Here is a 442-nt window from a genome sequence, read left to right on the forward strand (position 1 = left end):
GAATCAACCCTGACGGCACGCTTCTCAAGTACCGCTACGACAACACCCGGCTGCTGCTGACCGAAATCGAAAACGAGATTGGCGAAACCTATCAGCTCGCCTACCACGCCAACGGGTTGATCCAGCAGGAGACCGGCTTTGATGGCCGGCGCACCGGGTATACCTACGACCTTAACGGCCATCTGCTGGAGAAGACCGAGTACGGCGATGATGACAGTCAGCTGGTTACCCGATATGAGCGCGATAGTGCCGGCAGACTCGTCAGAAAAACCCTGCCCGACCGCAGCATTGTCGATTACACCTACGACCGCCTCGGCAATCTGCTCAGCGTCGACGACGGCCACTGGCCGCTCAATTACGAATACGACATTCAGAACCGCCTCACGGCCGAGCACCAAGGCTGGGGCACCTTGCGCTATGGCTACGACCACTGCGGCCAGCT

The 442-nt window shown here is 59.0% G+C and carries 1 pseudogene; it reads left to right on the forward strand.

What is annotated here, in order from left to right:
• Window positions 1-442, forward strand: a pseudogene (locus tag AAEZ06_RS26880) (type IV secretion protein Rhs); the annotation flags it as partial.

The sequence above is a fragment of the Pseudomonas sp. HY7a-MNA-CIBAN-0227 genome (assembly GCF_040310325.1).
In the GTDB taxonomy this organism is placed as follows: domain Bacteria; phylum Pseudomonadota; class Gammaproteobacteria; order Pseudomonadales; family Pseudomonadaceae; genus Aquipseudomonas.